13 protein-coding genes are annotated in these 12,024 nt (G+C 62.0%); 5 read left to right on the forward strand and 8 right to left on the reverse strand.

The features are described from left to right. From Q0908_RS20065 to Q0908_RS20090, 6 genes are all read right to left on the reverse strand, one after another. On the reverse strand, positions 1–341 hold a 341-nt coding region (locus Q0908_RS20065; RefSeq protein WP_299289014.1), incomplete at its 3' end, for a hypothetical protein. A gap of 131 nt (positions 342–472) precedes the next feature. After that, positions 473–1,261 (reverse strand): xanthine dehydrogenase family protein subunit M, encoded by a 789-nt coding sequence (locus Q0908_RS20070; RefSeq protein ID WP_299289017.1) that lies wholly within the window; start codon positions 1,259–1,261, stop codon positions 473–475. Positions 1,262–1,354: 93 nt separating this feature from the next. Next, complete coding sequence (locus Q0908_RS20075; RefSeq protein ID WP_299289020.1) at positions 1,355–3,715, reverse strand: xanthine dehydrogenase family protein molybdopterin-binding subunit; 2,361 nt, start codon at positions 3,713–3,715, stop codon at positions 1,355–1,357. A gap of 90 nt (positions 3,716–3,805) precedes the next feature. Continuing rightward, the gene (locus tag Q0908_RS20080) at positions 3,806–4,291 is read right to left on the reverse strand and encodes a (2Fe-2S)-binding protein (RefSeq protein ID WP_299289023.1); all 486 of its coding nucleotides are present in this window, start codon (positions 4,289–4,291) and stop codon (positions 3,806–3,808) included. A gap of 144 nt (positions 4,292–4,435) precedes the next feature. Further along, complete coding sequence (locus Q0908_RS20085) at positions 4,436–5,428, reverse strand: molybdopterin-binding protein (protein ID WP_299289026.1); 993 nt, start codon at positions 5,426–5,428, stop codon at positions 4,436–4,438. Beyond that, entirely contained in the window at positions 5,425–6,393 is a 969-nt protein-coding gene (locus Q0908_RS20090) for an XdhC/CoxI family protein (protein ID WP_299289029.1), read from the reverse strand. Before Q0908_RS20090 ends, Q0908_RS20085 begins: the two co-directional genes overlap by 4 nt. Before the next feature lie 173 nt (positions 6,394–6,566). On the opposite strand from Q0908_RS20090, the gene Q0908_RS20095 reads away from it, so the two are divergent. The 3 genes from Q0908_RS20095 to grxD are packed head-to-tail and all read left to right on the forward strand — an operon-like array spanning position 6,567 to position 7,472. Continuing rightward, entirely contained in the window at positions 6,567–6,806 is a 240-nt protein-coding gene (locus tag Q0908_RS20095; RefSeq protein WP_299289032.1) for a BolA/IbaG family iron-sulfur metabolism protein, read from the forward strand. Next, positions 6,803–7,108, forward strand: coding sequence for a hypothetical protein (locus Q0908_RS20100; protein ID WP_299289035.1), 306 nt, complete (start codon positions 6,803–6,805; stop codon positions 7,106–7,108). The genes Q0908_RS20095 and Q0908_RS20100 overlap by 4 nt, the downstream gene beginning before the upstream one ends. Before the next feature lies 1 nt (position 7,109). Further along, entirely contained in the window at positions 7,110–7,472 is a 363-nt protein-coding gene (grxD, locus tag Q0908_RS20105; protein WP_299289037.1) for a Grx4 family monothiol glutaredoxin, read from the forward strand. A 97-nt stretch (positions 7,473–7,569) separates the two neighbouring features. Here the strand turns inward: grxD and Q0908_RS20110 are convergent, their stop codons facing one another. Together Q0908_RS20110 and Q0908_RS20115 are read right to left on the reverse strand one after the other, a co-directional pair. After that, a complete protein-coding gene (locus Q0908_RS20110; RefSeq protein ID WP_299289040.1) occupies positions 7,570–7,968 on the reverse strand; it encodes a cell division protein ZapA in 399 nt (132 codons plus the stop codon). Next, positions 7,968–8,441 (reverse strand): hypothetical protein, encoded by a 474-nt coding sequence (locus Q0908_RS20115; protein ID WP_299289043.1) that lies wholly within the window; start codon positions 8,439–8,441, stop codon positions 7,968–7,970. The genes Q0908_RS20110 and Q0908_RS20115 overlap by 1 nt, the downstream gene beginning before the upstream one ends. Positions 8,442–8,744: 303 nt before the next feature. Here Q0908_RS20115 and tkt point away from each other — a divergent pair, with 303 nt between their 5' ends. Both tkt and Q0908_RS20125 read left to right on the forward strand, forming a co-directional pair. Next, entirely contained in the window at positions 8,745–10,760 is a 2,016-nt protein-coding gene (gene tkt / locus Q0908_RS20120) for a transketolase (protein ID WP_299289046.1), read from the forward strand. A gap of 390 nt (positions 10,761–11,150) precedes the next feature. Next, complete coding sequence (locus Q0908_RS20125) at positions 11,151–11,783, forward strand: tyrosine-type recombinase/integrase (protein WP_299289049.1); 633 nt, start codon at positions 11,151–11,153, stop codon at positions 11,781–11,783. The last annotated feature ends 241 nt before the right edge of the window (positions 11,784–12,024 follow it).

Raw genomic sequence — 12,024 nt, forward strand, 5'->3', positions numbered from 1 at the left:
GCCTGCTCCGCCGCTTCGGCCTCAGCCGCTGCCTGCGCCGCCAACTCGGCCTGCTCCGCCGCTTCGGCCTCAGCCGCTGCCTGCGCCGCCAACTCGGCCTGCTCCGCCGCCTCAGCTGCCAATTCCGCCTGTTTGGCTGCCTCGATCTCCGCCTCAAGCGCCGCTTCGTCCAGCACCTCCTCAGATGCGGCTTCAGCCGCCTCCGCCGTCTCTTCCAGCGCGTCCAACACTTCCTGCGGGTCCGTCGTTTCACCCTCAGCCGTTTGCGCCTGCAGTGCCGCCGGGGCCGCCAGCGCAGCCGCCAATGCCAGTATCGCGGTCGAGTTTCTGAACGTGTTCATATCTGATCTTCCTCACAACTGAATCCCTAACCAACGTGCGACAATCGGTCTTGGTTCCGGTCGCACACCCCGAACATGCAAAAAGCCCCGCGCAAACGGGGCTTTTCAAAGATGCAAGATCGTCAGAGAGATCAGGCCGCAGCCGCCACCGCGCGCTTGGTCATCACACCGCACAGATGCGCGCGATAGGCACCGGTGCCGTGGAGATCGCTGATCATATCATCGCCACTCAGGCTCAGACCGTCGAGCGCCTCGGGCGCGAAATTGGCGGACAGGGCCGCCTCGGCCTCGGCCCACCGAAACACACCGTCATTGGACGCACCGGTAATGGCAACGCGCACGCCATCGCTGTACTTCGCGACGAAAACCCCCACCAATGCAAACCGTGACGCCGGCTGAACGAACTTCTGATAGTTGGCCTTTTCAGGAACGGGAAAGCGAACCTCGGTGACGATCTCACCCTCCTCCAGTGCCGTGGTGAACATGCCCTGAAAATAGTCATCTGCGGCAATCTCGCGGCTGTTGGTGACAATAGTGGCACCAGAGGCCAGTGCCGCCGCAGGATAGCAGGCAGAAGGGTCATTATTGGCCAGTGATCCGCCGATGGTGCCACGATTGCGCACCGCAGGGTCCCCAATGTGGGCTGCCGTTTCGGCCAGGGCCGGGTAATCGCCCGCTTCGGCTGCGACAGTGGCGTGATTTGTCGCCCCGCCAATACAGATCGATCCGTCATCGCCTTTGCACACGCCCTGCATCTCGGCGATGTTCTTGAGGCTCACCAAGGTGCTGGGGCTGGCAAGACGCTGTTTCAACGTCGGGATCAGGGTCTGGCCGCCACCAAGCGCCTGCGCATCCTCTGCCCCCAATGCAGCGACCGCATCCGCAACCGTCTCGGGCTTTTCAAATTCGAAATTATACATCTCTCAGTCCTTCTTCTTGGCGCAATGATCCATCTTCAATTCGCCAGATAAACCGCGGGGTCTGGGGCAGCGCCCCAGTCCCGCATTCTCATCCTATTGCATCGCAGCCCAAACGCGGTCGGGCGACAGCGGCATGTCGATATGGGTGACATCCTTGCCCGCCGATTGCAGCGCATCGACCACCGCATTCACAACCGATGGGGGCGAGCCAATCGCGCCCGCTTCTCCGCAGCCTTTCACCCCAAGCGGGTTATGGGTGCACGGCGTCTGACAGGAATGATCCACATCGAACATCGGCAGATCATCGGCCCGTGGCATCGCGTAATCCATGTAGGACGCGCTCAGCAACTGGCCGTTCTCGTCATAGGAACAGTTTTCAAGCAGCGCCTGCCCGATCCCCTGCGCAAGCCCGCCATGGACCTGCCCGGTCACGATCATCGGGTTGACGATATTGCCAAAGTCATCAGCCGCTGCAAAGCGTTCGATGGTGACCTTGCCGGTGTCGGGATCCACTTCAACTTCACATGCATAGGCCCCTGAAGGATATGTGAAGTTTGACGGATCGTAAAAGGCCGTCTCTTCCAGACCCGGCTCAATATCCTCAAGCGGGTAGTTGTGGGGCACATAAGCCGCCAGGGTTACATCTCCCCAGGCCACGGACTTGTCCGTGCCCGCGACCGAGAATGCGCCATCCTTTAGCTCAATATCCCCTTCGGAGGCTTCAAGCAGGTGGGAGGCGATCTTCTTGGCCTTGTTGATGATCTTCTCCGTGGCACGCACCATGGCCGATCCACCCACCGCAAGCGAGCGCGAGCCATAGGTGCCCATGCCCATCGGCACTTTGGACGTGTCGCCATGCACAATCTCGACCATGTTTTCATCAATGCCGATCATGTCGGCGACGACTTGGGCGAACGACGTCTCGTGCCCTTGCCCGTGGCTGTGACTGCCGGTCATCACAACCAGCCCACCGGTCGCGTTCACCCGCACGGTCGCACTTTCATAAAGCCCCGCACGTGCGCCCAACTGGCCCACGAGGTTCGAGGGCGCGATCCCGCACGCCTCGATATAACAATTGACCCCAAGGCCCCGCAGCTTGCCGTTCTTCTCGCTCTCGGCACGGCGCGCAGCAAAGCCATCGCGGTCGATCATCGATTCAAGTTTGTCCATCGTGGCGTGATAGTCGCCGGTGTCATACTCGACGGCCACGGGTGTGGCATAAGGGAACTCGGTAATGAAATTCTGACGGCGCAGCGCGACCGGATCGACGCCCAACTCGCGCGCGGCTTTGTCCACCACACGCTCAAGCTGGAATGTCGCCTCGGGGCGGCCTGCCCCGCGATAGGCGTCCACCGGGACGGTATTGGTGAACACCGCCTTCACGTTCACATAGATCAGCGGGGTTTTGTAGTTCCCGGCCATCAGCGTGCCATGAAGCCATGTGGGCACCGATGGTGCAAAGGTCGACAGATACGCGCCCATGTTGGCGTGCGTTTCGGTGCGGAGTGCGGTGAAGTTGTTGTCCGCGTCCAGCGCCAGTTCGATCTTCGTCACGTGATCGCGGCCATGGGCGTCCGACACGAACGCTTCTGAGCGGGACGAGGTCCATTTCACAGGCCGGTTGCAAGCCTTGGCGGCGAATGTGCAAAACGCCTCTTCCTGATAGTGGAAGATCTTGGTTCCAAAACCACCACCCACATCAGGTGCCACGACGCGCAGCTTGTGTTCGGGGATGCCAAGCACAAAGGCGCCCATCAACAGGCGGATCACGTGCGGGTTCTGCGAGGTGGTATAAAGCGTGTGCTCATCGGTGCCACGGGCATAATCGCCCACCGCCACGCGCGGCTCCATCGGGTTGGCGACGAGCCGGTTGTTGACCAGTTCCAGCGTCGTGACGTGGGCGGCGTCCTCGAATGCCTTGTCGGTCGCGGCCTTGTTCTCTTCGACAAAGCCCCAGTCGTAACACAGGTTGTTGTTCAGATCGTCGTGGACCTTGGTGGCACCCTCTTTCAGCGCATCCTTCATGTCCACCACGGCAGGCAGTTCTGAGATATCAAGCTTGATCGCCTCGGCGGCATCACGCGCCTGTTCCAGCGTCTCGGCCACAACGGCGGCGATGGGTTCACCCACATGGCGCACCTTGCCATGGGCCAGCACGGGATGGCGCGGTTCCTGCATGACTTCGCCGTGCTTGTCCGTCACCTGCCAGCCGCAGGGGATCGAACCGACGGCCTCGAAATCCGCCCCGGTAAAGATCTGGACCACACCGGGCATGCCGGACGCTGCTGATGTATCGACCGAGTTAATCGTTCCATGCGCCATATCAGAGCGCAGGAAGAACACATGCGCCTGTCCGTGAATGTTGATATCATCCGTGTAGTTTCCGACCCCTGTCAGAAACCGCACATCCTCGCGCCGCTTGCTGCTGGCACCAATTCCACCATCTTTTGGCATATCTATTCCTCCCTGTTGGCGCGGCACGCCTGTTTGCGCGCCTGCTGACGATCGGCCCGAAAGGATGTCCGGGCCGAGGAATTCGCGTTGTTATTCTGCGGCAATCGCGCCGGCATCCTGACCGGACGCGGCCATGATTGCCTTGACGATGTTGTGGTATCCCGTGCAGCGGCAGATATTGCCTTCGAGATAGGCGCGCACTTCGGTCTCGGTGGGTTTGGGGTTGTCTTTCAACAAGGCCGCCGTGCTCATCACCATGCCCGGCGTGCAAAAGCCGCATTGCAGCCCGTGATGATCCTGAAAGGCCTGCTGGATCACGTTCAGCGAGCCGTCGGGATTGGCCTGACCTTCGATGGTTGCCACCTCTGCGCCGTCCGCCTCAGCCGCCAGCATCGTGCAGGATTTCACCGCCACGCCGTCCACGTGCACGACACAGGCCCCGCACTGGGACGTGTCACATCCCACATGGGTGCCCGTCAATTTCAGCTGATCGCGCAGGAATGACGACAACAGCGTGCGCCCCTCCACGTCGCCAGACGCAGCCTTTCCGTTCACGGTCATGTTGACCTGTGTCATAGCATCCTCCCCTTTTTGTCTATTCGGTTTGGATCGGAGTTAAGCATGGTGTCTCGCAGTTGAGAACCTAAAACTTTGCGCCTCTCTCCAATTCGCAAGATTGTGCAGGCGGTTAGATGCCGTGCAGGTGTTGCGGCGCGACCATCACGCGCTGCGCGGACGAGGCCGGGACGGGATTTCCTTGAGCAAACCACCAACCCCCATGGCCGAGATGTCTTGCTGCCCAAGCGCGATGCCGCAGATCAGCCGTTCGAGCACCCAATCCGCCCCGTTAAGCGCGGGCGAGCGGGCACAGCCCGGCAAGCCGATGACAGGGCGCGCGTCGATCTGGCCAAAGAACAGCAAATTACCGGGATCGACCGGCAGGCCAAAGGCGGTGACCTGCCCTCCCGCGGCGCGCAGCGCTTCGGGGGCCACGTCATACGTATCTGATGTCGCCGACGCGGTCAGCACAAAGACCACCTGCCCCGAGGCCTGCGCAACCGCGTGCGCCAACGCCTCGACCTCATGGGCCACCACGCACCGACCGCTCAAGGTCAGCCCAAGGCGATCCAAACGGCCCGTGAGTGCATCACGCCCTTTGGTGTTTGGCGTCGCCTCACCAACCTGCGTTTCGATCAGCGTGGCCGTCTGAAACTGTGGAGGGACCACTGAAATCGCACCCGGTGCAGCGGCGCAGGCCGCGATCAGGGCCGTTTCGGGCACCGCGTAAGAGATGATCTTGATCGTTGCGATCATCGTACCCGCCTCGACCCGGTGCCATGGCGAGACGGTCGCGAGGGTGATCATCGGATCGACTGCGTTGACGCGATCCACGGCCTCGACATTCAGACGGACAACGCCGGGACCCGTGGCGTAAAGGTTCACGCGCCCTGCGCCTGCGGCACTAATTCGCAGCCCCGCGTGCTCGGGCGTCGGCGCGAAGGCGGCGGCCAGACGGGCGGCGGCCGTGTTTTCCTCCACATCACTGAGTTGCAGCTGCGCCACAACGATCTGATCATACCCCGCCTCGGCCAAGGCGCGCAGGTGATCCGGGGTCAGCGTCGTTCCCTTTGGAATGCGCCCGCCCGGCACCGGCATGGAATGGGCCAGTATCGCGCCCGCTGCCGCAGCCGTCTCCACGGGGCCAAAGATCATTTGGCCATCCGCAGCGTTTCAATCATCTGGGCCAGGATCGACACTGCAATCTCTGCCGGGCTGGCGGCCCCGATGTTGAGACCCACAGGCCCCTTGATGCGGGCGACCTGTTCGGGCGCAAACCCCGCATCCTCCAGCCGCTCCACCCGCTTGGCATGGGTGCGCCGCGACCCAAGCGCGCCGATATAGAACGCCCCCGAGTTCAGCGCGAGATGAAGTGCCGGATCGTCAAGCTTGGGATCGTGGGTCAGCAGGACGAGGGCGGTGCGGGTATCAAGGCCGACCTCGGCCAGCGCTTCATCCGGCCAGTCATCGATGACCCTTTCACCCGGGAAGCGGGCGGCAGAGCCAAAGGCCTCGCGCGGGTCGATCACCACAGGATCATAGCCCGCCATCCGCGCCATCGCCACAAGGGCCTGGGCAATATGCACCGCACCAACCACGGCCAGCCGCAAAGGCGGGTTGTGAATGGCCACAAAGGTGCGCCCGTCCTCGTCCACCCCTGTGCGGTCCGCAGCAAAGCGGCTGTCATGCCCTGACGTGTCAAGGCGGCGCGCCCACGTGTCGAGGTCGACCACATAGGCAACCGGGGTGCGCGCCGCACGGGACGCCACAAGATCCTGCAACATCTGCTCGGGCATGGCGGCTCCGACGGGTTCGACCAGCACCTTGATCGTGCCACCGCAGGCAAGGCCCACCGCAAAGGCGTCCCCATCGCTGACCCCGTATTCGAGTAGGCGCGGCGCGCCGTCCTCAAGCGCGTCCATCGCCTCGACAACCACCGCGCCCTCAACGCAACCGCCCGAGACGGAGCCCATCATGTCGCCAGCCCCCGACACCACCATCTGCGCGCCTGCGCGACGCGGGGCGCTGCCCCAAGTCTCGATCACGGTGGCAATGGCAGCCCCCTGCCCGGCGCGCACCCATGCGAGGGCCTGTTCGGGGGCGGTTTCCTGAGATGTCATAGCGGGCCATGTCCTGTGAGGATTTGCGCGGAATGCGGCAGACCGAATCGTAGTCCGCCGCCCCCGCCAGATACAAGCCCATCCTGCGCACAGGCCCGTTGCACGCGCAAATGCTTGCGCCGCCCCCCCTGCCGCCCTAAATCTGAACCAAGCAGTTCCCGGAGAGACACCCCATGCCGATGCAAGCCCAAGAGATCGAAGAGTTGATCCGCGAGAGTTTTCCCGATGCCCGGATCACCATCACCGACTTGGCGGGGGACGGGAATCATTATTCCGCCGAGGTGGTGGATGCATCCTTTGCACATATGAACCGGGTGCAGCAGCACCGGGCCGTGACCAAGGCGCTGAAGGGCAAGATGGATGGCAGCCACGGCGAATTGCACGCGCTCGCGCTGACGACCAAGGCCCCGTGACCGCTTGGGTCGATCTCCTGATGCGCCCCTTTCGGCGTGGGCCGCGCCAATCGCTGGCCGCGCGCCGTCCGGGGCGGGCCGAGATGGACCAAATTCGCGACATTCCCCTTGGGATGGAGGCGATGGACATGGACCTGATCGACCGGGTCACGCGCCAGAACGACGCGCTTGAGCGGGTCAACACGGTGCGCAGCCGAAACGGTCTGCGTGTGGGCCGCGCCAGCACCTACGTGGCCCCGATGCCCGAAGATGAAACCTATGCCGCGCGCTATCACCGCGCCTACAACAAGAAAGAAGACTGACATGAGCGACGCCAACGCCCGCATCACCGAGACCATTCAGGCCAATGACGTGGTGCTGTTTATGAAAGGCACGAAATCGATGCCCCAATGCGGCTTTTCCAGCCGCGTGGCGGGCGTTTTGAACTATATGGGTGTCGAGTTTTCGGACGTGAACGTGCTGGCCGACGAAGACATCCGCTCGGGCATCAAGGAGTTTTCGGACTGGCCCACCATTCCGCAACTCTATGTCAAAGGTGAGTTTGTGGGCGGCTGCGACATCATCACCGAAATGACCCTGTCGGGCGAGTTGGACACGTTGTTCGAGGAAAATGGCGTGACCTACGACAAGGACGCCGCGGACAAAATCCGGGAGGCCAACGGCTGATCCGGGCGGGCGCACGACACGTGCGCCTTACCGAAGATAGCGTAAGGCGGGCCCTGTCTCTGGGTCCGCCTTTCCTTTGGATCACCTCGGGTTTTGCTCAGGCGGATCCGGTCCTTTCCTCGGCCTCTGCGGCCAGTGCCTCCGCCCGCGCCGCCAATTCGGCCAGCGTTTCGGTCACCGACGTCGGGATCACGGGCACTTCGATCCGCTCAGGCTCGGGCGCGCCCATGGTGCGCAGCCCTTCCAACTCGGCCTCGCGCTCGGCCAGCGTTGCCTCGACCTCGGAAATCCGGTCCTCGACGCTTGCGGTCTTGTCCGCCAGCATCAGCCCCGCCATCAGCAGCATTCGCGCCTCCGGCATCCGCCCCGCTTGATCGGCCAGCACCTGCGCTTCGTCATCCAGCATCTTGGCGGCGGCATGCAGGTAGTTCTCTTCGCCGTCCTGACAGGCCACGGCAAATTGGCGGCCCCCGATGGAAATGGTCACTTCGGGCATCAGGCGTCCTCCTCTTTGGCGTCCAGCAGCGGCGCGAGGGCCCCTATGATGCTGGAGGCTTCGGCCACATCTGCCGCCCGCGCGGCGCGCAGGGCTTCGAGTTCGGCCATCATCGCTTTATTGATCAGATGCGGCTCGCCCACGCCCTCTTCATTGGCCAGGCGCAGGGCCGCGTTGGATTGGCGCAACTGATCGTTGGCCTTGCGCAACCGCTGCAATTCCAGATCCAGCGTCTCGACCCGCTCCTGAGCGGCGGCGGTGGCGTCCGCGGCAGCCTGGGCGGCGCTTTCCTGTTTTTCGGACAGTTTGCGCACCCGTTCATTCAGTTGCGCATTGGCCAGCCGTTCGTCTTCCAAAGCGGCCTCAAGCGCGCCTGTGTCACCCCCGCCCGCACTCCCGAGCGCGCCCATCTGGGTCGCAATCCGGTCCATTGCGGCAGTCAGCCGTTGTTGCAGTGCATCAATCTCGCTCATCTCGACGCCCGTCCCCTCGTCTCTTACCCCGTGCCTTTGGCACAATTCGTTAATTTCTCGTCCAAGTCTTTTCCGCACGCACCGATGCGAATCGCTGCAAGATGCGGTTGGACACCAGTCTAGCCAATGCATTTGCGAAATGCGCCCCCTTTGCGATCAGGGACTTGCAGGGCGGCGTTGAAGTGCGCATTGGCTCCTGCTTGGGTCCCGGTCCCCACCTAGCCCGCGCGGCGAGATCGCCTTGATCTTTGGGCCTTGGCTGATATGCAGCCTCAAAACGTCTTGCCCAAAGGATCTGACCCCGTGGACCTCACCGCCCTTCGCACCGCCCATCCTGATCACTGGTCCAAAGCGACCGCCATCCGCGCCCTCACATTGGACGCCGTGGCCGCAGCCAATTCCGGCCATTCGGGCATGCCGATGGGCATGGCGGATGTCGCCACGGTCCTGTTCGAAAAGCACCTGAAATTCGACGCCTCTGCCCCCAACTGGCCCGACCGGGATCGTTTCATCCTGTCGGCCGGCCACGGCTCCATGCTGCTTTATTCCCTGCTGCACCTCACAGGCTACGCCGACATGACGATCCAGCAGCTGCGCGATTTCCGCCAATGGGGCGCGATCACCGCGGGCCACCCCGAATACGGCCACGCCTCGGGCATCGAGACCACCACCGGCCCTCTGGGTCAGGGAATCGCCAATTCCGTCGGCTTCGCCATGGCCGAAGAAATTCTGCGCGCGCGTTTCGGCAAGAAGGTGGTGGACCACCACACTTATGTCATCGCCGGTGACGGCTGTCTGATGGAAGGCGTGAGCCAGGAGGCCATCACGCTGGCAGGCCGGCACAAGCTGTCCAAGCTGATCGTGTTCTGGGACAACAACAACATCACCATCGATGGCCCCGTGACCCTGTCGGATGCAACCGACCAGCCCCAACGCTTCAAATCCGCCGGATGGGCCGTGATCGAGGTCGACGGGCACGACCCCGACGCAATCGATGCGGCCATCACCAAGGCCAAGGGCCAGAACAAGCCCACGATGATCGCCTGCAAGACGCACATCGCGCTTGGGCATGCAGCACAAGACACATCCAAAGGCCACGGCGCGCTGACGGATGCCGACCAGATGGCTGCCGCCAAATCCGCCTATGGCTGGACGACCGGCCCCTTTGATGTGCCCACCGACGTAAAATCAGCCTGGGAAGAGATCGGCAAACGCGGCGCGAGCGCCCGCGCCGAATGGGAAGACCGCTTTGCCGGGATTTCGGCCAACAAGCAGGCGCTTTTCAACCGGACTTTGGCGCGCGAGGTGCCCAAGAAACTGTCCGCCACCATCAAGGCGTTCAAGAAACAGATGTCCGAGGCGGCACCCAAACTCGCGACCCGCGCCGCGTCCGAGAAGACGCTTGAGGTCATCAATCCGGTCATGCCCGAAACCGTGGGCGGCTCGGCTGACTTGACAGGCTCCAACAACACCAAGACGGGCGACATGGGCGTGTTCGACATCGACAACCGCTCGGGCCGCTACATCTACTGGGGCATCCGCGAACATGGCATGGCCGCGGCGATGAACGGCATGGCGCTGCACGGCGGCATCCGCCCCTATGGCGGCACGTTCATGTGCTTCACCGACTATGCGCGCCCCGCGATGCGGCTCGCGGCACTGATGAAAATCCCGACGGTGTTCGTCATGACGCACGACTCGATCGGCCTTGGTGAGGACGGGCCGACCCACCAGCCGGTCGAACACCTCGCCATAAGCCGCGCGACACCCAACACGCATGTGTTCCGCCCGGCGGATGCGGTGGAAACGGCCGAGGCATGGGAACTGGCGCTGTCGTCCCACGAAACGCCCTCGGTCCTTTCGCTCACCCGGCAAGGCATCCCCACTGTGCGCACCGAACACAAGCTCAAGAACATGAGCGCGCAAGGGGCCTATGTGCTGGCCGAGGCCGAGGCGAAACGGCAGGTGATCCTGATCGCCACCGGGTCCGAAGTGTCCGTGGCATTGGAGGCGCGCAAAACGCTGGAAGACGCCGGGATCGGCACCCGCGTCGTGTCGATGCCGTGCATGGAGTTGTTCGCGCAGCAGGACGAAGCCTACCGCCGCCGGGTGTTGCCCGCAGGGGCGGTTCGCATCGGGATCGAAGCCGCCGTACGGCAAGGCTGGGACCGCTGGCTCGTCGGCGAGCGGGGCAAGTGGAACAAGGCGGACTTCGTGGGCATGGACGATTTCGGCGCGTCTGCGCCCGCTGGCGTGCTGTTCGAGAAGTTCGGGATCACGGCAGAGGTTGTGGTGGAGAAGGCCAAGGCGCTGCTGTAAGCGCGTTTTGGTTTGGGAAAGGGAAGGCCTCGGCGGACGCGCCGGGGTCCTTTGCATTTAGCGAAGGTCGGCTTGGAGCCCCATTGTGTGAATTCGGTTTTCCTGCTGCGCGCGCTCGCAGCGTGGAAATTGCTGCATCTGCTCGAATTTGAATGTCCCGTGGCGGAGAAGAAACCGGACATTTAAAAAAATATCGCAAGGACCACTTCACCAAGCCGAATTTAGTGAATTTCGCAACATCCGTTAAAATGGGCTGGTTGCAGCCCAATGCACCTGAAGAGATACTACGCAATTGAGCTTTCGGACAACGGCCATTCAATCCGATGCTAAGCTCTCGGCGTCAGCGCGGTGCTGATGTCTGGGTTTGGAGGGAGGTTTAGAGGGCAAATCATGCCAAGAGTCCAACTTCCCGCAGTCACCCCGAAACGCCGAGCTTGGAACAAGGGTCGGATCATCGGACAGAAACGACCGCTATTGCCAAAGCAGGTTTGGGCCATCCGCGCACGGCTCGAAATTGCAGGTCATCTTCGCGACCTTGCGCTGTTCAACGTTGCGATCGATAGCAAGCTGCGCGGCTGTGATCTGGTCAAACTCACCGTGACCGACTTGGTCAAGAATGATCGTGTGCGCGAACGGGTTTCGGTGATCCAGAGCAAAACCAAGAGACCGGTCCAGTTCGAACTGACGGAAAACACAAGAGATACCGTCATTGCGTGGGTTACATCAACTGAAATGATTGGCTGCCGCTTTATGTTCCCGAGCCGTTTCCATGATCGTCCCCATATCTCGACGCGACAATACGGTCGACTTGTTCGTGATTGGGTGACAGCGATCGGATTGGAGCCCAGTGGCTATGGTACTCATTCACTTCGTCGGACCAAAGCTGCAGAAATCTACCGCAAAACAGGCAACCTCCGCGCGGTGCAACTCCTGCTTGGCCATACAAAGGTTGATAGCACGGTGCGCTACCTCGGCGTTGAGCTAGAAGATGCTCTAAGTATTGCAGAGCGTATCGACATCTAAACCATGTTGGCGGACGGCACTTGCCGTTCGCCAATTTGGAAGAGGCCTACGACAGTGTAGCGGTGAAAACGAAGTGAGCGCCTGACCTGCTCCCCTGAGAGTCCGTGTTTATAAGTTAGCTCTGTTCAGGTTTTGGTCCTCTTCTGACCGGTTAGCATATTCGTATTGACCTGCTCCCCTGAAAAGTCCGGCATTTAGAGTTAGCCTGTTCTCCAACTGAGGAGACAGACGATGAAGAGAA

The sequence above is a fragment of the uncultured Tateyamaria sp. genome (assembly GCF_947494755.1).
GTDB lineage: Bacteria > Pseudomonadota > Alphaproteobacteria > Rhodobacterales > Rhodobacteraceae > Tateyamaria.